Below are 25456 nucleotides of genomic sequence, written 5' to 3'. Positions count from 1 at the left end.
CGACTGGGTTGTCAATGGGGAACGCTGCCTAAAGCGCGTCGCGCTGAAAGGGATTCGGGCGACGCGTTTTAAGTCTTGTCTTGATGCATGTCGTTCTCCCAAAACCGCTGCGCAGTTCGGGCGACATGCATTAACGTCAATTGGGCGATGGCAGGCCGGTGACGCCGGGACGCGCCGGCCGCGTCTGGCGCTTGAACTCCAGCCCGATATGGATGAGCAGCGCCGTGACCACGACCGCGCCGCCGACGATGGTGCGCACCGACGGCACTTCGGAATGGACGAGCCAGACCCAGATCGGCCCGAGGATCGGCTCGAAGGTGCCGAGCAGCGCCGCGATCGCCGCCGGCACCAGCCGCGCGCCCATGGCGAAGAAGGCGAGGCCGACGCCAAGGTTGACGACGCCGAAGGCGAAGAGGAAGCCCATGTCCCGCGCCGAGACCGCGAATGCCGAGGCCTGGGAAGCGGCGAAAGCACCGGCGAGCAGCGCCGCAAGGCAATTGGCCGGCACCATGCGTACATGGGCGAAGCGCCGGGTAATCACGGTCGCGACAGAAAACATCACCGCGATCAGCAGCGCCAGCCCGTCGCCGATCGGCGAGACGGCCCCGCCCAGGGATTCGGAGACCATGATGGCGACGCCGGCGATGACGGCGGCAATCGCGATCCAGGTCGCCGAACCGACCCGTTCGCGAAACAGGAGCCAGGCAAGGAGAGCCGCAAGCAGCGGCACGCCGGCCTGCATCAGGAGGATGTTGGCGACAGTCGTGTAGGCGAGCGCCACCACGAAACTGGTCGAGGCAGTGGCAAAGCAGAAGGCGACGCCAAGGCCGGGCAGGCCCATGTGCCGAAAGAGGTTCACAGTGCCGCGCCAACCATCGCGCCAAAGCATGAATGCGATGAGAAAGGCCACGGCCCATAGCGAACGCCAGAACACCACGGTCCAGCTGTCGCCGACATGGATAAAACGGGCGATGGTGCCGCCGAAACTCCACATCAGCGCCGACAGGAAGACCAGGAGCATGCCGATCCGCTCCTCGCGCGGCGAGACGGCCGGCAAGGCGGTGGAGGACGGAGCGACGGGGGACGAGGCGGTACCGGTCATGGCGGATGACTGTCAGCGAGTTGCGTTCGACACGATGCATCAGGAACGACAAAGAACTGCGTCTCAATCGCGTAGCGCAAAGGCGCAAAACCGGCGTGATCCAGCATCCGGCGAAGCTTGGGGCAGTCGGCCGAGATCATCCCTGGAAATCGAAGGCGCTGAGACCCGTCACCATCTCGTCGAGGCCGAGCGGGCGCGTCACCGGCGGCTCGGCGCGCGCGAGGCAGCCGACGCGCTCGCAGAGCCTGCAGGCGGGGCCTACCGGCGTGGCGAAGCCTTGCCCGGGCTTGCCGGCGGCTCCGACCGGCAGCGCCGCGCCATAGACGATCTCGTCGCGGAAGCCGATGTCGCAGCCGAGCAGGAGCGCGGTGCGGCGCGGCCGTTCGGAGAAGGCCCCTTGCGGACCTTCCAGCGTCCGGGCGATGCAAAGGAACTCGGCGCCATCGGGCATTTCCACCGCCTCGACCAGGATCTGGCCCGGCTGCGAGAAGGCCGCATGGACGGGAAGCTTGGGGCAGCCGCCGCCGAAGCGGCTCTGCGGATAACCCTGGCTGCCGGCTTTGCGGAAGCGGTTGCCGGCGTTGTCGACCTCCAGCATGAAGAAGGGAACGGCCGAGGCGCCCGGCCGCTGCAGCATGGTCAGGCGATTTGCCGCCTGTTCGAAGGAGACGCCGAAGCGGGAACGCAAGACGTCGATGTCGTAGCGGGCGCGCAGGGCCGCGGCATGGAAAGGCTGATAGGGCATCATCAGCGCGTGCGCCGCGTAGCGGCCGAGTTCGAAGCGGGCGAGCCGGCGCGCCTCGTCGGTGCCGAGCTTCAGCGTCTGGATCTCGCCGGCGACGGCCACCGACATGCGGATCAGGCTCGCCTCCATGGCGACTTCGCGCAGTTGATCGAACGGCGACAGCCGCTCGGACAGGAACAGACGCTGCGAATGGCGGTCGTAGCGACGGCGCCAGTTGGGCATGGTGGCGACAGGCAGCACCTTGACGACGATGCCATGCTCCCGCCTCAGCCAGGCCTTCAGCGCGGCGAACAGATCATCGCCGGGGTCGAGGACCGATGTGAAAGCCTCGGCCTCCTCTTCCAGCGAGGCAAAGTGGTTCGGCCGGCGCTCGAACACTTCGTGGACTTCATCGGCGGGTAGGCGCGCGCCGGACAGCGCGGTCGCCCTGCCTTCCTTCGCCAGCAGTTGGTTCAGATCGGACAGGCGCTCGGCCTGCTCGCGATAGGCGCGAAAGAGTTTCACCATCGCCGCCGAAGCGTTCGGCGCCGTCTCGGCAAGATCGATCAGCTCCTGATCGCCGGGGAGTTCGCCGGCAAGAAGCGGATCGCTGAACGCTTCGCGCAAGGCCGCGATCGAGCCTTTTGTCTCTCCCTGGAGTTCGTGCGGATCGACCTTGTACACCGAGGCAAGCTTGAGAATGAGCTGCACCGTCAGCGGCCGCTGGTTGCGCTCGATGAGGTTGAGATAGGAAGGCGAGATGCCCAACCCTTCGGCCATCGCCGTTTGGGTCAGGCTCCTGGCGTTGCGCAGCCGGCGCAGCCGCGGCCCGGCGAAGATCTTCTGGTCGGCCATCCCTGCTATCCTTGACAAGGATTTACATAAACATCGAGTTCGGCGCTCGCATCGCCGCCTTTACAATCGTGACAAATTTACAGGGCCAACCTGTCAATGACAACACAGCTTTTCCTTTATTTTCCGAGGTATTTTGCGGTTTTTCTAGGTGCTTTCGCGCTGCAATGTAAATGATGTCATACACAGACGTCGTAAGATATGCCTTTGCGATGCGGCGCTGACGCAGCTACCGAATGACCGGAGTGACCAATGACCGATTTTTACAACCTCGTCCCCTCCGCGCCGGAAGGCCGTTTCGGCGGCATCGAGCGCCCCTATTCGCCAGAGGATGTGAAACGGTTGCGCGGCTCCGTGCAGATTCGACAGACGCTGGCCGAGATGGGCGCGAACCGGCTGTGGAAGCTCATCCACGAGGAGGATTTCGTCAACGCGCTGGGCGCCATGTCGGGCAACCAGGCCATGCAGCAGGTTCGGGCCGGGCTGAAGGCGATCTATCTTTCCGGCTGGCAGGTGGCCGCGGACGCCAATACCGCCTCGGCGATGTATCCCGACCAGTCGCTTTACCCGGCCAATGCGGCGCCGGAACTCGTCAAGCGCATCAACCGCACCTTGCAGCGCGCCGACCAGATCGAGACGTCCGAGGGCAAGGGGCTGTCGGTCGAGACCTGGTTCGCGCCGATCGTGGCCGATGCGGAAGCCGGCTTCGGTGGCCCGCTCAACGCCTTCGAGATCATGAAGGCGTTCATCGAGGCGGGCGCCGCCGGCGTCCACTACGAGGACCAGCTGGCGTCCGAAAAGAAATGCGGCCATCTCGGCGGCAAGGTGCTGATCCCGACGGCGGCGCATATCCGCAACCTCAACGCGGCGCGCCTTGCGGCCGACGTGATGGGCACGCCGACGCTGGTCGTGGCGCGCACGGACGCCGAGGCGGCGAAGCTGTTGACCTCCGATATCGACGAGCGCGACCGGCCTTTTGTCGATTACGATGCAGGCCGCACGGTCGAGGGCTTCTACAATGTGCGGAACGGCATCGAGCCCTGCATCGCGCGCGCCGTGGCCTATGCGCCGCATGCCGACCTGATCTGGTGCGAGACCTCGAAGCCGGATCTGGCGCAGGCGAGGAAATTCGCCGAGGGCGTGCACAAGCACCATCCGGGCAAGCTGCTCGCCTACAATTGTTCGCCGTCCTTCAACTGGAAGAAGAATCTCGACGACGCGACGATCGCCAAGTTCCAGAAGGAGCTCGGCGCGATGGGCTACAAGTTCCAGTTCATCACGCTCGCCGGCTTCCACCAGTTGAACTTCGGCATGTTCGAGCTGGCGCGCGGCTACAAGGATCGCCAGATGGCGGCCTATTCGGAACTGCAGGAGGCCGAGTTCGCGGCGGAAGCCAACGGCTACACCGCGGCCAAGCACCAGCGCGAGGTCGGCACCGGCTATTTCGACGCCGTGTCGATGGCGATCACCGGCGGCCAGTCTTCGACCACCGCCATGCATGAATCGACCGAGCACGCCCAGTTCAGGCCGGCGGCCGAGTAACGGATAACAACCAGAGGAAACGCCCGCAGGGCATTTGCATCGAGGAGAAGACCAATGGCATCGATAAGCCGCGTCAAGGAAAGGGCAGAAGAACAATCGAGCGCAATGAGCGTCGACCAGCAGGCGACGATCCGCATGCTCGCCAACGATCTGCACAGGCTCAACCAGTCGGTCATGAAGGCAGTCGAGGCCGGAGTCTCGGTGGAGCTGGTGCGTTCGGCCAGGCACCATGGCGGCGACGGCAATTGGGGAGACCTTTTAATCCCGGTGATCGTTACCCAACAGAGCCACACTTGACGTAACGTCAACAATTTCGGCGAATGTCTCCCGCGCGATATACGTTCGGGAGACTATCGCATTTTTCGGCTTGCCTTCGTCGCCGAGGGATACGACTTGCGCTGAATTCCAGAATTTATTGCTATATTTCGACCTCGATCGTTTCAGCTTGACACCGGCCGCGATCTCACTCAATTGTGCCTCAGGTTTCAACCCTGCATTGAACCAGAGTGCCTGCCCGCCGATGTGCCCCGCCGACCATGACGACCGATCCGAAAAACACCCGCAACCAACAGCCCGGACTGGTACGATCGCGGCGGATTTTTCCAAGGTGCTCGTCGTCGGGAAATCATCGATCAACCGCGTCGTGGTGTCGAAAATCGTCGAGAAATCGGGGCTGAAGCCGATTTCGGAGCCGCCAGAGGCCGCCGAGAAGACACTGGCCGGCCAAGTGCCCGGCGCCGTCATCCTGGACGGCGGCCCGGACAACAAGGATTGCGACCGGCTGTTGTCGGCCATCGACGCGCTGCGGCGCGCCTCCGGCAAGCCGCTGCCGGCGGTGATCCTGCTTTCAACCAGGAATGGCACTCCCGAAAGCCTCGGCCTGTCGAGCGTGGTCGATGCGGTGGTTGCCAAGCCGATCACGCCCGAAAGGCTGCAACCCGTGGTCGACCGCCTGGTCGGACGCGGGTAGAGCGCCCTAAACCGGTCAGCCTGCCGCGGCGATGCCTTCGATCAATGCCGGCAGTTCGCTCAGGTCGGCGATCTGGCGGAAACGCGGCGCGGCCACCGGCGCCTCGGCATGCTCGGCCGCCCAGGTCAATTCATGCGGGACATAGATGCCCCAGCCGCCGGCATCGATGGCAGGCACGACATCCGACTTCAGCGAGTTGCCGACCATCACGCTCTTTTGCGGTCCGTCGCCATGGCGGCTGAAGATGCGGGCATAGGTGGCTGCGCTCTTGTCGCTGACAATCTCGACGGCGTCGAAGAGCTCACCCAGTCCCGATTGCGCCAGCTTGCGCTCCTGGTCCATGAGGTCACCCTTGGTGATCAGCACCAGGCGGTAGCTGCCGGCGAGCTTCTCGACCGTCTCACGCGCATGCGGCAGCGGCTCGATCGGATGGCTGAGCATGTCGCGGCCGGCAGCCAGGATTTCCGCAATGGTCGAGCCCGGAACGCGGCCTTCCGTAACCTCGATGGCCGTCTCGATCATCGACAGCGTGAAGCTCTTGATGCCGAAGCCGTAGAGGCCGAGATTGCGCTTTGCCGCTTCGAGCAGGGTCGCCGAAACCACGCTTGCCTCGCCGTGCTCGGCAAGCATGGCGATGAAGCGCTGTTCGGTCATGCGGAAGAACTGCTCGTTCTGCCACAGCGTGTCGTCGGCATCGAATCCGATCGTAGTAAGAGCGGACATGGCCACCTCATCTTGCCGAAATGGAGATGTAGACGCGTTCGCCTAATACTGCCAGCCGGTCCGCAAGGGGCGGCCCCTGGGCAAGCGCCTTGCCCCTCCCCTTCCCTTCCCCCGTGGCGCCCGGCTATAGTCCGAAATCCGCAACACAATCTGGTGAATGATGCCGCCTGAGAAAAAGGAAGTCCGTCCGTCAAGCCGGGGGGGACGCGCCCGCACGCCTGCCTTCCTGAAGAACCAACGCGGTGTGAAGAACTGGAAGGAAGCCAGCGCCTGGCTGGAATGGCGCGGCATCGAGGACATAGAGTGCATAACGCCCGACCAGGCGGGCGTCGCCCGCGGCAAGATGATGCCGTCGAAGAAATTCACCTCCAACACCTCGCTGGCGCTGCCTTCGGCCGTGTTCATGACGACGATCTCGGGCGGCTATCCCGAGGACGGCAACGGCTTCCACTATCCCGAAGATGACGGCGACCTGAAGCTTCTGCCCGATCTTTCGACGCTGACGGTCGTGCCCTGGGAAGAGGACCCGACGGCCGCGGTCATCTGCGATCTCGTGCACCAGGACGGCCGCTCGGTCGAGTTCACGCCGCGCAACGTCTTGAAGCGCGTGCTTGCGGCCTATGACGAGCGCGGCCTGAAGCCGGTGGTGGCGCCCGAGATCGAATTCTATCTGGTGCGCAAGAACCCCGATCCGGACTACCCGCTGACGCCGCCCGTCGGGCGCTCGGGCCGGCCGATCGGCGGAGGCGCCGGTTATTCGATCGCCGGCGTCAACGAATTCGACGAACTTATCGACGACATCTACCATTTCTCGGAACGCCAGGGCCTGGAGATCGACACGCTGATCCATGAGGAGGGCGCCGGCCAGCTCGAGATCAATCTGCGCCACGGCAACCCGATCGAGCTCGCCGACCAGGTCTTCATGTTCAAGCGCACCATTCGCGAGGCGGCGCTGAAGCATGAGATCTACGCCACCTTCATGGCCAAGCCGATCCAGGGGCAACCGGGCTCGGCCATGCACATCCACCAGTCGGTGGTCGACAAGAAGACCGGCAAAAACATCTTCTCGGCCGAGGACGGGTCCGAGACCGACGCATTCTTCCATTTCATCGGCGGCATGCAGAAGCACGTGCCGAACGCGCTGGTGATGTTCGCGCCTTATGTGAATTCCTACCGCCGGCTGACGCAGCAGGCGTCGGCTCCGGTCAACAACAAATGGGGTTATGACAACCGCACCACCGCCTTCCGCGTGCCGCGCTCGGATCCGGCGGCGCGGCGCGTGGAAAACCGCATCCCGTCATCCGATGCCAACCCCTATCTGGCCCTGGCGGCGTCGCTTGCCTGCGGGCTGGTCGGCATAAACAACAAGATCAAGGCGGAACCGCCGGTCCTGACGACCGCCAATGCGGATGAGATCGACCTGCCGCGCGGCCTTCTGGAAGCCGTAGGCCTGTTCGAGGACGACAAAGAACTCGGCGCCATCCTTGGCAAATCCTTCGCCGCCACATACACCGCGATCAAGCGCGCCGAGTTCGAGACCTTCATGGAAGTGATCAGCCCGTGGGAGCGGGAGTATCTCTTGTTGAACGTATAGGGCACACTGATCATGCCCTATCAGTCTCCCATTTCCCCGGGCCGCTCGTGGTACGAGGATACGGCCGGGCCTCGGCCCGAATATCCTTCGCTAGATGGTGATCGCCAATGTGACGTCGTCATCATCGGGGGCGGCTTCACCGGTTTGTCGGCAGCCGCGCACTTGGCGAAGACAGGCGCAAATGTCGTCCTCATCGAAGCCCATCGCCTCGGCGACGGCGCGTCGGGGCGCAATGGCGGCCAGCTCGGCACCGGGCAGCGCGCCTGGGCCGAGGAACTGGAGGCCGAGTACGGCCTCTCCCGCGCCAGGGCGCTGTTCGGCATGGCTGAAGAAGCCAAGGCGCATCTGTTCGACTTCGCCGCCGCCAATGCCATCGAGATCGACTATATGCCGGGCCAATTGTCGGTGGCGCACAAGCGGCGCTATGTCGACGACTACAAACGCCATGCCGAGATCATGGCGAGCCGCTTCGACTATCCGCATGTCAGCTTCATGGACGCGGCGGAGACAGCGCAGCGGCTGGGCTCGACACGCTATTTCGGTGGCACGCGCGACACCGGCACCGGGCACATCCATCCGCTGAAGCTGGTGATCGGCACAGCGAAAGCGGCTGCGGCGGCCGGCGCGCATCTCTTCGAGCAGACACCGTCCACCGGCATTTTTTCCAGCGGCGGCAAGGTGACGGTCACGACGCCCAAGGGCACGATTACCGCCGACAGATGCATGATCGCTGTCAACGCCTATGGCGGCAATCTGGAGCCGGTAAGCGCGGCGCACATCATGCCGATCGGTTCCTTCATCGGCGCGACCGTGCCGCTCGGCGCGGCCTCCGAAGTGCTGCCGGGCGGCGAGTCGGTCGACGATTCCCGCTTCGTGGTGCGCTATTTCCGCAAGTCGAAAGACGGACGGCTCCTGTTCGGCGGCCGCGAGGTCTATGCCGTCAACGACCCGAAGGACATCCATATCCACATCCGCAGGCAGATCACCGAGCTCTACCCGGACCTGAAGGATGTCGAGATCACGCATGGCTGGGGCGGCTATGTCGGCATCACGGTGCCGAGAAAGCAGTTCGTGCGCGAGGTGATGCCGAAGGTGATCTCGATAGGCGGCTATTCCGGCCACGGCGTCATGCTGTCGAACTTCTTCGGCAAGCTCTATGCCGAGACCGTTGCCGGCAATCGCGACCGGCTGAAACTGATCGAGGATTTGAAAATCCCCGCCTTCCCCGGCGGTCGCCGATTTCGCGCGCCGCTCTTGTTTCTTGCCCTCAACTGGTTCGCGCTGCGCGACAGGATTTGAAGCCGCAGGCCCAGCCGAAGCCGCCGATTCGAGCCGGCGACTTCCACGCGGCAGGTTGTGGAAGCCTTAACAGGCGCGCCGAATTTCGCAAATTGGCTCACTCATGCCATAATCAACAGTAAAAGATGCAATTATGGGCGAAAATCCGGGGACTTCGCGGACCTTGTCCGCAGTGATTTAGGGACCGATGCCGATCCTTACGACAATGATCGAAAGAACGTCGGCCCGCTTGTTGGAGGTGGTTTGAGTGAACGAGCCCTTCAGTTTCGGCGCGCCGGAACGGCAGCGCTTTACAATGCAGTTCGGCTATAACGTACGACCGTCCTTCTGGCAGAAGGTGCAGTCGAACGCGCATCTGGTCATTGCAGCGGTCGGCACCGCCGCGCTGCTCAGCGTGGCCGCGGTGGCGCTGTGGCTGTGTTTTCCGGGCAGCGACCGGCAAGTGACTGCGGCAAATGCCGCGCAGATCGTTCCGACAATTCCGGTGAAGACCACGAAAGTCGCTCCGGCGGCAGCGGCGGTCGCCGTAGCGACGGCGCCGCAGGCCGCACGCAAGGGGGATGCGGTAACGCCCACGACGGCGGCCCGCGAAGCCAGCATTCCGGCCCTGGCATCGAACAACCCGCGTTGGACGGCTTCGGACGCCAACACGCCACCTGCCCCGGTCGAGAACCAGCCAGCTCCATCCAAACAGGCCGCGGACACGGCCCCGGCGCAATCCGCCGATACGGCCTTTGCCGAAGCCGATGCCGAGAACGACGCCTCGAACGCGCTGTCGCAGGTCGCGGGCGCCGCGAGCGAGACGTCGACGGCAGCGAAGAAGCCGAGCGACAAGATGGATGGCGCCCAGACCGCCGCCATTCCCGAAGCCAACCCGCAGGTTCCCGATTCTGAGCCGGCAGCGACGGACGACCCGGCCCAGCTCAAGTCGAAGCCGCAGAAAGCCGGCGCGGCCGCAAACGGGCGTATTTTGAGGGCTGTGACCATGCGCTCGGGCCCGAAGAAGGGGGCTGCCGCAATTATCACGGTGCCGGCCAAGGCATCGGTGCAGGTGATGAATTGCAAGCAGTGGTGCGAGATCGTCTATAACGGCAAGCGCGGCTGGGTCTACAAAAGTTACGTCAAGACTGGCGCCTGAGCCATTGTGCCGACGGTGCCGAGCGCGATGCCGTCAGCCGCCGAAGAGCCCACGCAGGCGCTGACGCCGGCGATCATCTGTGCGCTTCTTGACGAACTCCCGATGCTCTTCGAACGGCACTTCGAAAAGGCCGCAGTTCTGGCAACCTTCCTTCTTCCCGCAAGAGGGGATCCAGCATTTGACGTCGTGTGTCCAGGAGAGTGCCAAACGCTCCAGATGAAGGCTGGAAGAACTCTTGAGAAGGATAAGTTCGCCGGGGACCGCCGTACGCTTGAGGTGATCCGAAACCTCTTTAGGCGTGCGCAGTTCGACGAACCGACCGCTGTCGCGATCGGCCTGGCTGGCCTTCGAGCGATGCGCATGTTCCCCTACATAGATCACTTGGTCGGCAATGTTGCGCGCGCTGTCGTAGGCTCGCGCATATTTCGCGTTCGAGCCGGCAAAGTCCGATAGCTGGCCGAGCACGATTCGCTTTCGCCCGGCCCTTGATTTTGCCACCATGTCGAAGGCGAGCGACAGCGAATGCCATGGGGCCTTGGCGGTGTCGACGATGAAGTGTGGGCCTCCGTCCACGGTCAAGACGTGGCAGCGATTCGCCAACGGCTCGAATGTCGCGATCCTCTGCTCCACCATTTGCGCAGGCACGCCAAGTTCCAGCGCGGTGGCGGCCGCGGCGGCGGTTGGCAGCCAGAAATGCTCACCGGGAAACGGGGTCTTGAGCTTCAGCGCTCCGCCCCGCCAGTGAAGCGTCACGCCGAGCGTTCTCGGATACGCGGCACTGATATCGGTGACGCGATAGTCGGCCGTTTCCGACTCGCCGAACGTGACGAAGCGATGCGCAGCGCCCGATGCCATGGCCAGCACATTGGGATCGTCGGCATTGAACACCGCAAAGCCGCCGGGCTCCAGCGCGTCGACAAGAGCGCGCTTCTCGCGAGCGACGTTCTCCAGCGTTTTGAAACTGGAGAAATGCTCAAGCCGCACCATGGTGACAACAGCCACGTGCGGCTTGAGCATCTGCGCCATGGGCCTGATCGTATCGACGCCGAATGCGCCCGCTTCGAAGACGACGTAGTCGGCCTCGCCGCTCTTGTTCATGCGTTTGTAGAGCGTGCTGACCAGCGACTTTATCGTGTTGGCCAAGACCCGCGTGTAAACCCGCGCGTGGCCGGCCAGGATGTGCCCAAGCAGGCTCGCCGCAGGTCGACTTTCCTGAGCTGCCGGTTACGCCGATAAAGGTGGCCTTGCTTCGCGTCCGCGCGCGCTTTGCTCGATAAATCTTGAGACGTTGCCCGAGTTCTTCGCGAATTTTTCGCAGTCCGAATTTCATGGCCGCCCGCCTCAAGCCGGACACCGTTATGCCTTTCGCCGGATCATGGAGTCAAACACGGCTCCATATCCATCACTTAAATACAGCGGCCGCCGTCGACCTCCAGTGCCACGCCGGTGATGAAGGAGGCTTCATCCGAGGCGAGCCACAGCGCCGCGTTGGCGATGTCGAGGGGCGTCGAGAGCCGGCCGAGCGGGATCGAGGCGCGGAACCTTTCGCGGATCTCAGGCGTGTCGGCGCCCATGAACTTCTCCAGCATGCCGGTTTCGCCGGCGACCGGACAGAGGCAGTTGACGCGGATGTTCCTCGGCGCCAGTTCGATCGCCATCGACTTGGTGGCGGTGATCGCCCAGCCCTTGGAGGCGTTGTACCAGGTCAGGCCCGGCCTGGGCCGAAGTCCCGCCGTCGAGGCCGTGGTCAGGATGACGCCGCCACCCTGCCGGTCCATGATCGGCACGACGGCGAGCGCGGCGTGGTAGATCGCCTTCATGTTGACCGCGGTGATCAGGTCGAAGGTTTCCTCGTCGACGGCGAGCATATCGCCGTTGCGATGGGTGAAGCCCGCATTGTTGACCATGATGTCGACGCGGCCGAAGGCGCTCTTGGCGGCATAGATCATCTCGTCGAATTCGGAGCGCAGGGACACATCGGTCTGGGTCCAGATCGCGGTGGGACCGATCTCTTCGGCCACCCGCTCGGCGCCCTTGGCGTTGAGGTCGGCGACGACAACGCGCGCGCCCTCTTCGGCGAAGCGCCTGGCCATGCCCTCCCCGAAACCCGATGCGGCACCGGTGATGATGGCGACCTTGTTTTCCAGACGCATGGTTTTCCCGCTCATTGGATTTCCGCAGTTCTTGATTTTCCGGCCGCCGCCCCGCAGCGATATTCTCCCTTAGCTTTCGTCACATTCGCGTTCTATGGTGCGGCCGCGAACGTTGCCGGAAGCCATGGCTTTGCCGACAGGCCTGTCGGCAGCGCAAGTGTCGCGGAAACAGGTGGACCGATGCAACAGCAAGCGATTGGTCCTGCCTGTGACACCATGGCACTGGAAAATTTAAATCGATTAGAATATACCAACCGCGTTGCCGGCATCCGGCATCAAATCGGACTGACCATGACCAGCCAGATCATCCCTGTCGATCCCTTCGACTTCATCATCTTCGGTGGCACCGGCGACCTGTCGGAACGCAAGCTCCTGCCCTCGCTCTACTACCGCCAGCGCGACCATCAGTTCTGCGAACCGACGCGCATTATCGGCACCTCGCGCGCCAAGATGACCGACGCCGAATTCCAGACTTTCGCCAGGCAGGCGATTTCGTCGCACGTCAAGCCGGCCGATATCGACCAGAAGGAACTGGAAACCTTCCTGGCCAGGCTTTCCTATGTCCCGGCCGACGCCACCAGCGGCGCAGGCTTCGACAAGCTGAAGAAAGCGATCGGCGACAGCGATCGCATCCGGGCCTTCTATCTTGCGGTGGCGCCGGCGCTGTTCGGCGATATCTCGCACCAGCTCAAGCAGCACAAGCTGATCACGCCGAGCTCGCGCATCGTGCTGGAGAAGCCGATCGGCCGCGACCTGACCTCGGCGCGCGCGCTGAACGACGCAGTGGGCGACGATTTCCACGAAGGCCAGATCTTCCGTATCGACCATTATCTCGGCAAGGAAACCGTGCAGAACCTGATGGCGCTGCGCTTTGCCAACGCGCTCTACGAGCCGCTGTGGAACTCCGCCCATATCGACCACGTGCAGATCACGGTCGCCGAGACCGTCGGCCTCGAAGACCGCGTCACCTATTACGACAAGGCCGGCGCGCTGCGCGACATGGTGCAGAACCATATGCTGCAGCTTCTATGCCTCGTCGCCATGGAAACGCCGTCCTCGATGGACGCCGACGCGGTGCGCGACGAGAAGCTGAAGGTGCTCAGGGCACTGAAGCGCATCAACGGCAACGAAGCGCCAAAGCACACGGTGCGCGGTCAATATCGCGCCGGCGCGTCGGCGGGCGGCCCGGTCAAGGGCTATGTCGAGGAACTCGGCAAGGACAGCGCCACCGAGACCTTCGTCGCCATAAGGGCCGAGATCGGCAACTGGCGCTGGGCCGGCGTTCCGTTCTATCTCAGGACCGGCAAAAGGCTGGCGAGCCGGGTCTCGGAAATCGTCATCGAGTTCAAGCCGATCCCCTTCTCGATCTTCGACGAAGGCGCGGGGCCGATCTTCGCCAATCAGCTGGTGATCCGGTTGCAGCCCGACGAAGGCGTCAAGCAGTTCATCATGATCAAGGATCCGGGACCGGGCGGCATGCGGCTGCGCCAGATCTCGCTCGACATGAGCTTCGCGCAGTCTTTCGACGGGCGTGCGCCTGACGCCTATGAGCGGCTGATCATGGATGTGGTGCGCGGCAACCAGACACTGTTCATGCGCCGCGACGAAGTCGAGGCGGCGTGGAAATGGATCGACCCGATCCAGAATGCCTGGGAAAGCGCCAGGCAGGAGGCGCAGGGCTATACGGCCGGAACCTGGGGGCCGTCGGCCTCGATCGCTCTTATCGAACGCGACGGACGGACATGGCACGAGAGCAATTGAGCGAAGTCCGCTACGGCTGGAACGGCTTTGCCGACCGCCAGGACCTGGCGACGGCGCTTGCCGGGGAGATTGCAGACCGATTGACCAGCGCCATCGCGGAACGCGGCGCCGCGCTGCTCGCGGTGTCCGGCGGCACCACGCCGGCGAAGCTGTTCGCGGCGCTGTCGACCACGCCGATCGCCTGGGACAAGGTTACCGTGACGCTGGTCGACGAGCGCTTCGTGCCGCCGTCCTCGCCGCGCTCGAATGCCGGGCTGGTGGCGGCGAACCTGCTCCAGAACAAGGCCGCGGCGGCGCGCTTCGTGCCGCTCTACCATGAGGCGGCAAGCATCGAGGACGCTGCGGCGGCGGACAGCGAAGCACTCAGGTCGCTGCCTTGGCCGCTCGACGTGGTGATCCTCGGCATGGGCGGCGACGGCCATACGGCGTCGTTCTTCCCGGATGCCGGCAATCTCGAGGAATTGCTCGATCCGGCCTCGCAGCGGATCGTGCTGCCGGTGCATGCGGCAAGCGGCGGCGAGCCACGGCTCACGCTGTCGATGGCGCGCATCCTCGCCGCCGGCTTCATCGCGCTCCATATCGAAGGCGAGGACAAGCGCGTGGCGTTCAACGGCGCGACGGGTCCCGGCGCAAAGAAGCCCATCCGCAGAGTGCTCGAGGCGGCGCCGCGACCGATCGAGGTGTTCTGGGCACCCTGATTTCAGATGAGGACAAGTCCGGTGGCAGAGGGAGGACGTCGCCGGGCTCGAAAGGACGGAACATGACAGCCAGACGCGATATCGAAGCCATCACGGAACGCATCCGCCACCGTTCGAAAGCCGGCCGCGAAGCCTATCTCGGCCGCATCGCGGAGGCCTCCAGCCGCACCGCCAATCGCGCGGTGCTGGGTTGCGGCAACCTCGCCCACGGTTTTGCCGTGTGCAGCCCGTCGGAAAAGATCGCGCTCGGCGAGGATCGCGTGCCGAATCTCGGCATCATCACCTCCTACAACGATATGCTATCGGCGCATCAACCCTTCGAGACGTTCCCGGCGCTGATCAAGGAAGCCGCGCGGGAAGCGGGCGGCATCGCCCAGGTGGCGGGCGGCGTGCCGGCGATGTGCGATGGCGTCACGCAAGGCCAGCCCGGCATGGAGCTGTCGCTGTTTTCGCGCGACGTGATCGCGATGGCGGCGGCGATCGGCCTGTCGCACAACATGTTCGACGCGGCCGTCTTTCTCGGCGTGTGCGACAAGATCGTGCCCGGGCTGGTGATTGCCGCGCTCACCTTCGGACATCTGCCGGCCGTCTTCATCCCCGCAGGACCGATGACGACCGGGCTCGCGAACGACGAGAAGGCCAAGGTCCGCCAGCTCTATGCCGAAGGCAAGGTCGGCCGCGCCGAGTTGCTGGAAGCGGAGTCCAAGTCCTATCATGGGCCAGGCACCTGCACCTTCTACGGCACCGCTAACTCCAACCAGATGCTGATGGAGGTCATGGGCCTGCACATGCCCGGCGCCTCCTTCGTCAATCCGGGCACGCCGTTGCGCGACGCGCTCACCAGGGAAGCGGCCAAGCGCGCGCTGGCGATCACCGCGCTCGGCAATGCCTACACGCCGGTCGGGCGCATGATCGACGAGCGTTCGATCGTCAACGGCGTCGTCGGCCTGCACGCCACCGGCGGCTCGACCAACCATACGATCCACCTGATCGCCATGGCCGCCGCCGCCGGCATCGCGCTCACTTGGCAGGATATTTCCGACCTGTCGGAGGCCGTGCCGCTGCTCGCGCGCGTCTATCCGAACGGGCTTGCCGACGTGAACCATTTCCACGCCGCCGGCGGGCTCGGCTTCCTGATACGCGAGCTGCTCGACGAAGGACTGCTGCATGAGGACGTGCAGACGGTGTGGGGCGAAGGCCTGCGGCCCTACGCGGTCGAGGCGAGGCTTGGCGGGGATGGCAGCGTGGTGCGCGAAGCGGCGCCGCTCGTGAGCGGCGACGAGAAGGTGCTGGCGCCGGTCAAGAAAGCGTTCCAGCCGACCGGCGGCCTGAAAGTGCTTGGCGGCAATCTCGGCCATGCCGTCATCAAGACTTCCGCCGTGAAACCGGAGCGCCGCGTCATCGAGGCGCCGGCAAAGGTGTTCGACAGCCAGCAGGCGCTGAACGACGCCTTCAAGGCCGGCCAACTTACCGGCGATTTCATCGCGGTCATCCGTTTCCAGGGGCCGAAGGCCAACGGCATGCCGGAACTGCACAAGCTGACCACCGTGCTCGGCATCCTGCAGGATCGCGGCCAGCGCGTGGCGCTGGTGACGGACGGGCGCATGTCGGGCGCTTCCGGCAAGGTGCCGGCGGCGATCCATGTGACGCCGGAAGCGGTCGAGGACGGCCCGATCGCCAGGATCCATGACGGCGACATCATTCGGCTCGACGCCGATGCCGGCACGCTGGAGGTGCTGGTGCCGGGAACCGAATTCGCGCTGCGCCGCACGGCGGATGCCGACCTCGTCGGCAACGAGTTCGGCTTCGGCCGCGAGCTGTTCGCCGGCTTCCGCCAGCTGGTCGGCCGCGCTGACCATGGGGCGGCGGCGTTCGGAAACGCTTGATCTAATCCTGGTTATCCCCAAGCAAAGGGCGGCCCGGAGCCGCCCTTCTTGTCTTGTCCAGCCGGTTACTAGTCTAATGCACGGTGAGCTCGTTGCGCTCGCCGGCCTTGACGGTGAAAGGCGTTTCCTTGTCGGCTTTGTCGGTGGTGAAGTTGGTCACCAGCACGTAGTCGCCTGCGGCGAGCGTCGTCTGCATCTTCTCGCCATAGGCGTAGGTCACCTGCTTGCGCTCGCCCTGGATGTTCTTCTTGGCCTCGAATATCTTGAAACCATCGGCGCCTGGCGCGTCGACCTCCACGACACCGGCATTCAGCGTCACGTTGACATCCGCCATCTGCCCGACCGTCACGCTGAAAGGCTGCTCAGCGGACACGGCCTGTACGTCGACGCCCATCATATAGTCGCCGGGCGGCAGGTCGAACTGGCTGTCGGGACCATAAGCATAAGTCACCTGATCGCGGCTGCCGTCGAGCTTCTTGGCGGCCTTGTACACTTTCCAGGACACGTCCGTGCTGGCCTTCTCTCCACCCTGGGTGTAGAAGGCGTTGGCCTTGGCCTTGCCAACGCCGACGATGATGTCCTTGTCGACGACCTGGCCGGCGACGAGTTGCATCGCCTCGCTCGCCTGGCCAGCTCCCAGGCTGACGGTGACCTTGGTTTCGCCGATCGGGACGACATACCTGACCTCACCGTAATTTGCGTCCGAGGTGCCGCCGGGATAGGCGATGCTGATCTGCGCCCCGCGGTCGATATCGGCGCCGGGCGCAGGCCGAGCATGGATGGAGATTTCCGCGGCATTCAGGTTGAGCGCCGGTTCCGTCGCCTTGTCGGCCGTCAGCGAGACCTTCTGCTCGGCCCTGGCCGCACCGCTGGTGGCGACGACGATGTAGTTGCCGGCGTCAAGGTGGAACTTGACGGTGTTGTAGCCGTAGTCGACATGCTCGCCGCCGGTTCCCTTGGCGTCGTCCTTGAAGATTTCAAAATAGACGTCGGACTTCGGCGCCTCGCCACCGTCCTTCAGCAGCGCGGTCGGGATGAGATTGTAGTCGACCTCCGCCGCCTTCGGCGCGGGAGCCGGAGCCGGCGCGGGTGCCGGCGCAGGCGCCTGCGCCGGAGCCGCGACGGTCTCGACCAGAGCTTCCTGCAGCGCCTTCTCGTCGGAGGCCTGGATGTATTTGCCGCCGGTGTTTTCGGCGAGACAGGCGATCTGCTTGCCCTCGTCGGCGGTCAGGCCGAAGCCGACGACATCGGCGGTGAAGTCTACGCCGATTTCCTTCAGCTCCTTGCCGAGCGCGCAGGGATCGCCGCCGCAAGTCTCCAGCCCGTCGGTGATAAGCACCACCGTCGCCTTGTCCTCGGTGTATTTCAGCGCCTCGGCGGCCTGCTTGACGGCCGCCGTGAGCGGCGTCTTGCCCAGGAATTTCATGCTGTCGGCCGCCGCTGAAATGGCGCTGGCGGAGCCGGCCTGCGGCGGCACGATCAGCTCGATGTCGTCGCAGCTGCCCTTGGTGCGATGGCCGTAGGCCATGAAGCCGATCTCGTCGTCGGCCGGAACCGACTGCAGCGCCGTGCGCAGCGATTCACGCGCGATCTCCAGCTTCGGCTTGCCGTCGATCTGCGCCCACATCGAGCCCGACGCATCGAGAATAATGATGACCTTGTTGGCGGCAAAGCCGAAACTGGTCATCGACAAAAGGAGGAGCGCCGCAGCGGCGCTCCGTATCAGTCCCGCCATGAAAATCTCCTGAGAGCAACCCTCGTCCGCGCTGCGAAAGCTATTTGAGGCGGGTCCTGGAAACAAGCCTGGCCGAGGGTGAAAGGCGGAGCGCTAATAGGTGGTGCGCCGCTCTTCCGATGGCGGGCGGCCGAACTGCAGCCGATAGCTCTGCGCGAAATAGGAATGCGAGGTGAAGCCGGTCGCGATCGCCACGTCGAGGATCGGCATGTTGGTCTGGCGCAGCAATTCGCGTGCCCGTTCCAGCCTCAGCCGCATGTAGTAACGGCCCGGCGTCACGCTGAGGTGGCGCAGGAACAGGCGCTCGACCTGGCGCACCGACAGGCCCGCCGACTTGGCGAGCTGCACCGCAGACAGCGGCTCGTCGAGATGGTCGGCCATCAATTCGACAATACGCCTGAGCTTCTCCGACTTGCCGGTGAGGTCGCGCTCCGGTCCGACGCGCTGGCGGTCGCCGGCCGAGCGGATGCGCTCGTGCTGGAACTGGTTGGCGACGCCATTGGCAAGGTTGGAGCCGAAATCGCCGCGCACGATCTCCAGCATCAGGTCGATCGAGGTGGTGCCGCCGGCGCAGGTGTAACGCTTGCGGTCGATCTCGAAGACATTGCCGGTGCAGTTGATGTCGGGGAAACGCTCCATGAAGCCGGCGCGGTTCTCCCAATGGATGGTGCAGCGGTAACCGTCGAGCTGTCCGGCCTCGGCCAAAAGATAGGAGCCGACCGACAGCGCGCCCAATGCGTTGCCGCGCCGGCCCCAGCTACGCAGGGCGGCCAGTACCTTGCTCTTGCCCGGGAATTCGGTGGTGAGGCCGACCGAGACGAACAGGATATCGACCGGCGGCATGTCGGCGACCGAATAGTCTATCTTCAATGGCAGGCCGTTGGAGGCCATGACCGCGTCGCCATCGGCCGAAATCGTCGTCCAGCCGTAAAAGTCGCGTCCAAGCAGGCGGTTGGCCGAACGGAAGCAGTCGATGGCCGCCGCCAGCGAGAACATCGAAAACTTGTCGACCAGCAGAAAACCGAACTGGCGGCCGCCTTGAACGGGATCGTTCGTGATCGGCCGTTCGACGGAGGCACTCAGGTTCGGCAATGCAAAGGCTTTCTCAATCAGAAGGACGGCCGCTTCAACCCGGCCGCGAGGTAGGCGGAAGCTACAGTGTTCGCCATCAGCATGGCAATGGTCATCGGCCCGACGCCGCCGGGCACCGGCGTTATGGCGCCCGCGACCTTGGCCGCCTCGGCATAGGCGACGTCGCCGACCAGGCGCGACTTGCCCTCACCCTTCTCCGGCGCCGGGATGCGGTTGATCCCGACGTCGATCACGGTAGCGCCCGGCTTGACCCAATCGCCCTTGACCATTTCCGGGCGGCCGACGGCGGCGACCAGGATATCGGCGGTGCGGGCCAGCGCCGGCAGGTCCCTGGTGCGGCTGTGGGCGATGGTGACGGTGCAGTTGGCAGCGAGCAGCAGATTGGCCATCGGCTTGCCGACGATGTTGGATCGGCCGACGACGACGGCGTTGAGGCCGGACAGGTCCTTGCCGCGCACACGCTCGATCAAAAGCATCGAGCCCGCCGGCGTGCAGGGCACGAATGCGGTCTCGAGCTCGCCGGTGCCGAGCTTGCCAACGTTGATGAAGTGGAAGCCGTCGACGTCCTTTTCCGGCGCGATCGTCTGGATGACCTTTCCAGCATCGATGTGACCGGGAAGCGGCAATTGCACGAGGATGCCGTGGATCGACTTGTCGGCGTTGAGGTCGCCGATGATCTTCAGCAATTGTTCCTCGGTGGTGTCGGCCGGCAGCGTGTGCTGGAGCGAATGGAAGCCGCATTCCTTGGCAGTGCGCGATTTCGAGGCGACATAGACCTGGCTCGCCGGGTCCTCGCCGACGATCACCACGGCAAGGCCGGGCTTGGTGGCACCCTTGGCCGATAGCTCCGCGGTCAGAGCCTTGACCTTCGAAACCACATCCTCGGCGACACTCTTTCCATCAATCACTTCGGCCATTACCAACCCTCAGCTTCGCTACGAGGCCGATGCATGGCCTCATTCCTCGATCGGCATTGTCGATCCGTCAAAGCGAGACGCTTGCGGCCGAAATGCAGCGCGGCATTTTCACGAAAATTCGACAAGGCAATCCCGTCAAAACGTCGTCGGATGCCGTAAACCCGAAACCGGCCGCTTTTATAAACCGCGAGTGGTTTAGAAATACGGGCAGTTCAGAAATAGCGGCGGCGCGCGCGGCTTTCGGTCAGCTCGCGCACCGCCTCGCGGAATTCGCGCAGCCTGGCGCGGATCTCGTCGATCTCGCCCTGCTGGCCGGCAGGTGGCCGGCCGAGCTCGCCGCCGGCAGGAGATTGCGGATCGTAAGAGGCGGGCGATGCCGAATGATGATCCTCGTACGGATCGCTCCGGCCACGGTCCGGCCGGTACGAATAGGAATAGCCCTGCTCGTATGGCGGCCGGACATTCTCCCGCGCCAATGGTTGAGCTCCAGGATAGCGCTCTTCCCGGTCAGGCGCGCGCCAGACGTTTTCGGGCGGCACAGTGTCCGGATCCACCGTTTCAGCCGGCTCGCGGCGCACGAAATAGCGAAGCGCCGAGGCCAGCGATGCCAAAAGGCCGGGACGGCCGGCGTCATTGGCCGGTACCGGCGGTGGTGGCGCGACGGGTTGGGCAACAGGATGTGCCGCAGCCGTCATCGGAGGCGGCGCCGGAGGTGAGGCAGGCGGCGGTGTGTAGGATGCGGCCGGCGGCTGCGCGAATGACGGAGCCGGCGACGGCGCGACAGGCGCGGCCGGGGGCGGCGGCGTGAATGACCGAGCCGGAGGCGGAGCAACAGGTGGGGCCGGCGGCGTCACATTCGGTGGCGGTGGCGGCGGAGCGGCCCCGTCGGAAGTGTTTTCCGGTATTGGAATACGCCCATCAACGCGGCGGCGAGAACGGCTATCGGCCGTCTCGCGCAGGCTCGCATAGACGCCGCGCAACCCACCAAGGCCTATGCCGGCGAACAGGCCGGCAAACAGGCCCGCCAAGGCCATCACCGCGCGTGACGGCCCCTTGGCCTGCAGCGGCGCATAGGCCTCCGAAATGACGCTGATGTTGGCGGTGTTTATGTCTTTCTGCTCGCCGGTTTCCTTGGCGCGCAGCAGGAACTGCTCGTAGACGGAGCGCTTGGCGGCGGCCTCGCGCTCCAGCTCGCGCAGCGAGACCAGATTGTTGTTGACGTCGCCGCTCTGCACCTTGGCCTGCGCCAGACGCGAGGAAAGGTCCTGCTCGAGCTGGACGGAGCGCTTCAGGTCGACCTGCAGCGAGGACGCGATGCGCTGCAGCTCGCCCCTGATGCGCTCGCGCGCGCCGGCAAGCTGGGCGTTGAGCGCTTCGATTTCCGGATGGCGCGGCCCGAGCTTGACCTCGGCCCGGTCGGCTTCCTGCTTCAGCGCCGCATATTGCGAGCGCAGCTCGCTCATCGTGTTTGAGTTGATCTCTTCCGGCAACGTGCCGCTGAGGACCGAACTGACGTTTAGCGAGCGCGCCGAGGCGGCGCGGGCATTGAGTTCGAGCGTGCGGGCGCGGGCGACGGAAAGCTGCTCGTTGAGCTTGAGCATCTGGTCGTCGCTGATCAGGTGGCCCTGCGCATCGACAAGGTCGTGGGTCGCCCTGAAATCCTCGACGTTGCGCTCGGCCGTCTCGACACCCTTGCGCAATTCGTCGAGCCTGGCGGTGAGCTCGTCATTGGCGCGGCCCGCCGTACTGGACTGGATCTCACTGGAGATCTGCCTGAAGGCCTTGACCATGGTGTTGGCGATCAGAGCGGATTTCTCCGCGTTCTGCGTCGTGGCGCTGACCGAGACCACGAAGGTCTTGCCGCCGCGCTCGACGTCGAGGCTGTCGTACAGATTGCCAACCGCCAGCGCGCGCTTACGCGCTTCGTCCGCCGCACCCGCATCCTGCCGGGACAGAATCGAGCGCAGTGTCGACATCAGACCAAGCCCGCCCTCGCCCTGGCCGTTGAATTCCGGGTCATTGGTAAGGTTGAGGTCGGTGACGACCTTGTTGAGAACGGTGCCCGAAGTCAGGATGCGGACCTGGTTCTCAACGATGGCCAGCGTCGCATCCGAGGCGACCACGTTCTGTGTCAGGTCGCGGTCGGTGAGCTTGAGGTCGCGCGGGTCGACGATGACTTCGGTGGTGGCCTCATACTTCTTCGGCGTCGACAAGGCGATGGCGACACCAAGCGCCGCGCCCAGGATGGTCGTCGACAGGATCAGCGTCTTGGATCGCGTGATGCCGTGCACGACCTGCATCGGGTCGATCAGCGGTTTCCATTCCTGGAAATCGTCGCTGGCTGGCGGCAGGCTCGCGCGACGAGGTTCGAGGGCGGCTTGCGGCTGCTGGCTCTCCGACGGGGTTTCATAGGGCGGCACGGATGAATCGGACCGTTTCCTTCCATAGTCGGTGTCCACCGGCTCCGATTCCGCTTGCACCTGATCCCGGTCAAATTCGCTGGTATCGGCAGGCCGCGGAGTCAACTTCGCTTCGCGCTCGGAACGCGCGGCGCGATGGCGCGCGGCGGCGTCCTCGCGCCAGGAGGAATTGGCCCTGTCGCCGATCGAAACCGTCTTGTCGTCGCCACGCATGGCTTGGCCGAGCGCCAGCAGCGAGCGCTCGCGCCTCCAGTCATCACGGTTATCCCTGTCGACCATTGTCCTGGAACTTGCTCTCTGGCGGCTTGGGCGCGGATCGGCCAATCGTTAAGCCACGCTAAACAGGCATAGGAAACAAACGGTTAATTTTGCGCCTCGGCAGGCACAGTTTTCGCCGTTGTTCACCGCATTTCGGGCCGCCGGGACGGCCGCCAGAACGCCGCGTTAAACTTTCCATCCTATCTATCGCCTCGATATGACCCAGGCCAGCGACATGCCGCAAAGGCGGAGCTTCGCGCGGATCGGCCACTTCGTGGCCACCCGCCGCAAACTGGTATTCGACTATCTCTCGGCCATCAGCGGCGCCGGCGGCCGGCTGGTGTTCTCACTCGCCTATTTCATCGCCTTGGCCAACACGCTTTCGATCGCCGAGTTCGGCATGTTCGCGACCGCTTCGGCCGCCGGCATAATGCTGTCGCGTATCCTGGCTTTCGGCTTCATCTCTGCGCTCTACCGCACCGCCACGATCCGTCCCAACCTGATCGGCACCTTCACCGCCGGGTTCCTGCTTCTCGGCGTCTTGTCGCTGCCGTTCCTCGCCGCCGCTTCCTACATCGTCTATCTGATCTTCTTCGCCGGCACCGTGCCGCTGTCGGCCTTCGCCGCGGTCGTCTTCGCCGAGGCGCTGTTGTGGCGGCCGGTCGAAGTGGCGCTGATCGTCAACAACGGGCTCGGCAAGTTTGGGCGCGCGGCGATGCTCGCCATCCTGGCGACGGCGCTCAGGGCAGTCGGCGCGATCCTGTTCATGCTTGCCGCGCAGCATACGATCGGCGTCTGGTCGCTGTTCTACATCGGCGCCAACGCCGCCTCGCTCGTCGTCGCCTTCGTCTTCTTCTATCCGCGCCAGCGGCTGCGGCTGCGCGCCGAACTCTATTTCCGCCGGCTCGCCGATTCTGTCTATGTCGCCGGGTCCGAGGTGTTGTTCTACCTGCAGATGGAGTTCGACAAACTCCTGGTGCTGTCTATCGGCGGACCGCATCTCGCCGGCATCTACGCCATCATCATGCGGCTGGTCGATCTCACCGCGATCCCGATCCGCACCTTCTCGATGATGCTGGTGCAGCGCATGATGCGTGCGCCGGAGTTGTTGTCGCGGCTGGCGGTCAAGAGCGGCATCGAAGGCGGCGTGTTCCTGGTCTCGACGCTGGCGCTGGCATCGCTCGGCATCGTGCTGCATTTCTTCCCGAACGCGCTCGGCAAGAATGTCGCCGAGGCAGCGCCACTGGTCGCGCTGGCTGTCTGCGTGCCGGGGCTGCGCAACCTCGTCGAATACCAGGCCGAGCTTCTCTTCGCGCGCGGCCAGACGGCGGTCAGGGCAATCAATCTCGGTCTGCTCGCCGGATTGAAGGCAGTGCTCTTGATCTATGTGCTGACGACGATCCCCGACACGCCCAACCTGGTGTTGTCGCTCAACATCGTCTTTTTGCTGCTTTACCTCGCCTCGATGCTGCTGACTTATTCAGCGATGCGCCGGCCGGCCAAAGCCATCTGATTCAGGTGAGGCCGGCCTGCAAACAACGGCTCTCTGCGCTTCCGGTGCTCACGTACGAAAGTACGCTCCGCTCCGGTTCTCGGAAGCCGCTGTTTTCGACTCGGCCTGACCTGAATTCCTCGGAGGCTAACCTAGCCCGATCAGGCGGCGGATGCGGCCGATATCGGTGCCGATGAAGGACTGCATGCCGATCGCCACCTGTTCGGGCGCCATGGTGTCGACGAAGCTGCGGAACTCGTCATCCGAGAGTGGCTTGCCGTTCCAGTGGACGCGGCAGAACTCCTCCGTCCCGTGGAAATGGCCGGCGCCTTCAAGCACGTCGTCGACATAGCGGCCATAGATCATGCATTCCGAGAATTTTCGCGCCGAGCCGACGACGCCGACCCAGTCGCGGCCATGCACCTTCTCGATGCGCTCGCACATCGCGTTGACGGTCTCGCGGCGCCAGGCGATCAGCGTCGAGATGTAGTCATGGCTCGATCGAGTAGCGGCATCGATGCCGAGTGCTGCGCCGGCATTGCGCGACCAGATGCGATGCTCGTCATGGCCTTCATCGGCAAGCACGCCGTCGCGCCGGAACAGCCGCACCTTGCCGTCGCGCCAGAAGGCGTTCGCGTCGAACGGTTTCAGGAAGGCGACGTCGGAATCGCAGAAGACCAGCACGTCTTCCTTCGCATGGCCGGCAATGGCGATGCGGCGCAGCTGCTGCACATGCCAGCCGCGCAGCGGCTGCGTTTTCAGGCTCAGCCAGACGCGGCGACGGAAGCCGCTCAGCGGATCGTCAATGACGCGCAGCCAGCGCGGCAGCAGGTCCCGCTCGTCGACGACGCTGCGGCGGGGGCCTTCCAGTTGGCGGAATAGCGCGACATCGCGATGTTCGGTAAGGATGTAATGATGCGCCATGCCGGTGACATGGCGGTCGATGGTTTCGCACAACAGCCGGCAGCGCTCGAAATCTGGGGCGTAGCTCGCCGTGACGATCGCAGCCAGGGGAACACGCGGCAGCGGTTCGATTGCGGTGGCGGCATCCGGCACGAAGCGGCTGTTCACCGGCGCGCCTTCCAGCGGTCGCGGCCCGA

General features: G+C 64.4%; 20 protein-coding genes. 10 read left to right on the top strand and 10 right to left on the bottom strand.

What is annotated here, in order from left to right:
• Positions 1–136 precede the first annotated feature (136 nt).
• A complete protein-coding gene (locus FJW06_RS26080; protein WP_140755939.1) occupies positions 137–1102 on the bottom strand; it encodes a DMT family transporter in 966 nt (321 codons plus the stop codon).
• Positions 1103–1238: 136 nt separating this feature from the next.
• A complete protein-coding gene (locus FJW06_RS26075) occupies positions 1239–2681 on the bottom strand; it encodes an XRE family transcriptional regulator (RefSeq protein WP_140755937.1) in 1443 nt (480 codons plus the stop codon).
• Positions 2682–2930: 249 nt separating this feature from the next.
• On the opposite strand from FJW06_RS26075, the gene aceA reads away from it, so the two are divergent.
• From aceA to FJW06_RS26060, 3 genes are all read left to right on the top strand, one after another.
• Positions 2931–4220, top strand: coding sequence for an isocitrate lyase (gene aceA / locus FJW06_RS26070; RefSeq protein ID WP_140755935.1), 1290 nt, complete (start codon positions 2931–2933; stop codon positions 4218–4220).
• A 54-nt stretch (positions 4221–4274) separates the two neighbouring features.
• Positions 4275–4517, top strand: a complete 243-nt coding sequence (locus FJW06_RS26065; RefSeq protein WP_027168360.1) for a hypothetical protein — start codon at positions 4275–4277, stop codon at positions 4515–4517.
• 223 nt (positions 4518–4740) lie between these two features.
• Positions 4741–5190 carry a response regulator gene (locus FJW06_RS26060; protein ID WP_140755977.1) on the top strand — a complete coding sequence of 150 codons (450 nt, stop codon included), beginning with the start codon at positions 4741–4743 and terminating at the stop codon, positions 5188–5190.
• Between the two features lie 15 nt (positions 5191–5205).
• On the opposite strand, the gene FJW06_RS26055 is transcribed toward FJW06_RS26060, so the two are convergent.
• Positions 5206–5913, bottom strand: a complete 708-nt coding sequence (locus FJW06_RS26055; protein ID WP_140755933.1) for an HAD family hydrolase — start codon at positions 5911–5913, stop codon at positions 5206–5208.
• Between the two features lie 160 nt (positions 5914–6073).
• Between FJW06_RS26055 and FJW06_RS26050 the strand changes: the two genes are divergently transcribed.
• From FJW06_RS26050 to FJW06_RS26040, 3 genes are all read left to right on the top strand, one after another.
• The gene (locus FJW06_RS26050; RefSeq protein WP_140755931.1) at positions 6074–7507 is read left to right on the top strand and encodes a glutamine synthetase family protein; all 1434 of its coding nucleotides are present in this window, start codon (positions 6074–6076) and stop codon (positions 7505–7507) included.
• Positions 7508–7519: 12 nt separating this feature from the next.
• Positions 7520–8806, top strand: a complete 1287-nt coding sequence (locus FJW06_RS26045; RefSeq protein WP_140755929.1) for an FAD-binding oxidoreductase — start codon at positions 7520–7522, stop codon at positions 8804–8806.
• A 247-nt stretch (positions 8807–9053) separates the two neighbouring features.
• Positions 9054–9944: an SH3 domain-containing protein gene (locus FJW06_RS26040; protein WP_181178577.1), complete on the top strand. Its 891-nt coding sequence runs from the start codon at positions 9054–9056 to the stop codon at positions 9942–9944.
• A 33-nt stretch (positions 9945–9977) separates the two neighbouring features.
• Here FJW06_RS26040 and FJW06_RS26035 read toward each other — a convergent pair whose 3' ends face one another.
• Together FJW06_RS26035 and FJW06_RS26030 are read right to left on the bottom strand one after the other, a co-directional pair.
• Entirely contained in the window at positions 9978–11087 is a 1110-nt protein-coding gene (locus FJW06_RS26035) for a Mur ligase family protein (protein WP_246674844.1), read from the bottom strand.
• Between the two features lie 263 nt (positions 11088–11350).
• Positions 11351–12097 (bottom strand): SDR family oxidoreductase, encoded by a 747-nt coding sequence (locus FJW06_RS26030; protein WP_140755973.1) that lies wholly within the window; start codon positions 12095–12097, stop codon positions 11351–11353.
• 291 nt (positions 12098–12388) lie between these two features.
• On the opposite strand from FJW06_RS26030, the gene zwf reads away from it, so the two are divergent.
• From zwf to edd, 3 genes are all read left to right on the top strand, one after another.
• Positions 12389–13858, top strand: coding sequence for a glucose-6-phosphate dehydrogenase (gene zwf / locus FJW06_RS26025; protein ID WP_140755927.1), 1470 nt, complete (start codon positions 12389–12391; stop codon positions 13856–13858).
• A complete protein-coding gene (gene pgl, locus FJW06_RS26020) occupies positions 13840–14556 on the top strand; it encodes a 6-phosphogluconolactonase (protein ID WP_140755925.1) in 717 nt (238 codons plus the stop codon). The genes zwf and pgl overlap by 19 nt, the downstream gene beginning before the upstream one ends.
• A 62-nt stretch (positions 14557–14618) precedes the next feature.
• On the top strand, positions 14619–16442 hold the full coding sequence (edd, locus tag FJW06_RS26015) for a phosphogluconate dehydratase (protein ID WP_140755923.1): 1824 nt from the start codon (positions 14619–14621) through the stop codon (positions 16440–16442).
• Positions 16443–16515: 73 nt separating this feature from the next.
• Here edd and FJW06_RS26010 read toward each other — a convergent pair whose 3' ends face one another.
• From FJW06_RS26010 to FJW06_RS25995, 4 genes are all read right to left on the bottom strand, one after another.
• Positions 16516–18177, bottom strand: a complete 1662-nt coding sequence (locus tag FJW06_RS26010) for a VWA domain-containing protein (protein ID WP_140755921.1) — start codon at positions 18175–18177, stop codon at positions 16516–16518.
• Between the two features lie 93 nt (positions 18178–18270).
• On the bottom strand, positions 18271–19269 hold the full coding sequence (locus FJW06_RS26005) for a GlxA family transcriptional regulator (protein WP_140755919.1): 999 nt from the start codon (positions 19267–19269) through the stop codon (positions 18271–18273).
• Positions 19270–19286: 17 nt separating this feature from the next.
• Positions 19287–20186, bottom strand: a complete 900-nt coding sequence (gene folD, locus FJW06_RS26000; protein WP_041003220.1) for a bifunctional methylenetetrahydrofolate dehydrogenase/methenyltetrahydrofolate cyclohydrolase FolD — start codon at positions 20184–20186, stop codon at positions 19287–19289.
• A 212-nt stretch (positions 20187–20398) separates the two neighbouring features.
• Entirely contained in the window at positions 20399–22885 is a 2487-nt protein-coding gene (locus tag FJW06_RS25995; RefSeq protein WP_140755917.1) for a GumC family protein, read from the bottom strand.
• Between the two features lie 196 nt (positions 22886–23081).
• Between FJW06_RS25995 and FJW06_RS25990 the strand changes: the two genes are divergently transcribed.
• Positions 23082–24377, top strand: coding sequence for a lipopolysaccharide biosynthesis protein (locus FJW06_RS25990; protein WP_140755915.1), 1296 nt, complete (start codon positions 23082–23084; stop codon positions 24375–24377).
• Positions 24378–24503: 126 nt separating this feature from the next.
• Here FJW06_RS25990 and FJW06_RS25985 read toward each other — a convergent pair whose 3' ends face one another.
• Positions 24504–25427 (bottom strand): DUF6492 family protein, encoded by a 924-nt coding sequence (locus FJW06_RS25985; protein ID WP_140755971.1) that lies wholly within the window; start codon positions 25425–25427, stop codon positions 24504–24506.
• Positions 25428–25456 lie beyond the last annotated feature (29 nt).

It is taken from the genome of Mesorhizobium sp. B4-1-3 (assembly GCF_006439355.1).
Classification (GTDB): Bacteria; Pseudomonadota; Alphaproteobacteria; order Rhizobiales; family Rhizobiaceae; genus Mesorhizobium.
This window is presented reverse-complemented; position numbering and strand designations above follow the sequence as displayed.